This window comes from Paenibacillus sp. NPDC058071 (genome assembly GCF_042885235.1).
Classification (GTDB): domain Bacteria; phylum Bacillota; class Bacilli; order Paenibacillales; family Paenibacillaceae; genus Pristimantibacillus.
On the sequence record NZ_JBHVSK010000038.1, the window covers coordinates 1 to 1,529 of the forward strand.

The following is a 1,529-nucleotide window of genomic DNA, read 5'->3' on the forward strand; positions in this document are numbered from 1 at the left end:
AAAAACCAGCTAATGTTTGTCAAGCTTTGACCTCTTGGTCTTTAAGAAAAATCTTGTTATAATTCTATACATGCCAAATAACCTCCGTTGTAGCGGAGTTTATTGGTTAAATATGGTTTATTGAATGTAGGGCAATCCCTTCTTCAAGATGGCGTAGATGTGATGCAATAGCTTGTTCGCGCAAGCAATCACCGTCACCTTATAGGGCTTGCCCTCTTGTCTTTTCTTTTCATAGTACGCTCGTATCCGTACATTCACGCTCCCCCTAATCCCACATTGTATGGCTAGATAAAGCGCCCTTCGGAGTCGTTTAGAGCCGCGCTTGGTGATCCGTGTGCTGGAGGCGGTAAATTGACCAGAGCTATGCACACTTGGATCTAGTCCCGCGTAAGCCACTAGTTGCTTAGGTCCCTCGAATTGTTTAGCGTCTCCGATCTCAGCAATTAACGTAGCCGCAAGTTTATTCCCAATTCCCGGAATTGTTTTCAGCAGTTCCACTTCTGGGATCTCCTTCGCTGCTTCTTGAATTTGCACTTCCAGTCGAACTAATTGCTCCTGTTGAGCAAGTAATATTTCTACCATGCATAACAGCGCTGTCTTTTGAGCTACGCTTTGTCTCTGCGGCATCTGTAAGTCTCGGATGCGTTCCACCTTCGACCGAATCCACGCTTTACCGTGCGAAGATCCAGCTGTTTCGATAATCACTTCCTCGGTAATAACTATCCCTTGAAGTAGATGCAACATGACGCGCAATGACGTCTTGGAAAACAGGTCATTGAACACACCTTCATAGGCAGGACAAACTTGATCGAGCAGTGCCCTAGCATTCAACTTCGACTGAACGAATAGTGATGTCATGAATTCATGTTGTCTCGTCAAGTGTTGGAGTTCCGTTAAGTGATCTGCCCACTTACGGTGCGGTTGTACGTCGCCTCGATAGTACATCTCCGCCAAATGCCATGCGTCCACTGCGTCTGTTTTAACTTTGCGCAACTGCGCCCCTTTAGAGCGTTTAGATAACAAAGGATTAAGGATAAAATGCTCGATATTCACCTGCTCTAAATGGACTTCAACAATTCGATGATAGTGTCCAGTAGCCTCCATGACTACAACTGGTCGAATTCCTGTCCGTTCTTCTAATTGGTGAATGACCTCGTCAAGTCTCCTAAATCCTTCAGGCGTATGCGGGATGGTCTCTGACTTCCCGTAAGCTTCACCGCGCTGCGTAAACGATTGAAACACGCTATTTTCTTTTGCAACATCCAATCCGATAACGGGTCCCATGTCATCTCCTCCTGATGTAAAATAGCCGGCTTTCCCACGATAGTTCCAAACCCATAGCTTCGCTTGTGATACGAGGTCATTGCCTCAACCAGCTCAAACATGGTCATTGGGGGTAATGGGAGAACAGTTTTTGTGACGGGGTAATGTTCCCCAAAAACCGCTTCGTTCTCCCGGCTACCGCCATCGTATAACGACCAATTAAAAAAGGCCAACCAGAACATTCTGGCTGACCTAATAATACGAAA

At 46.0% G+C, this 1,529-nt stretch carries 1 protein-coding gene; it reads right to left on the reverse strand.

Translation table 11 applies throughout. The features are described 5' to 3' along the window. Positions 1 to 117: 117 nt before the first annotated feature. Positions 118 to 1,284 carry an IS110 family RNA-guided transposase gene (locus ACFVTB_RS27555; RefSeq protein ID WP_387756593.1) on the reverse strand — a complete coding sequence of 389 codons (1,167 nt, stop codon included), beginning with the start codon at positions 1,282 to 1,284 and terminating at the stop codon, positions 118 to 120. Positions 1,285 to 1,529: the final 245 nt, after the last annotated feature.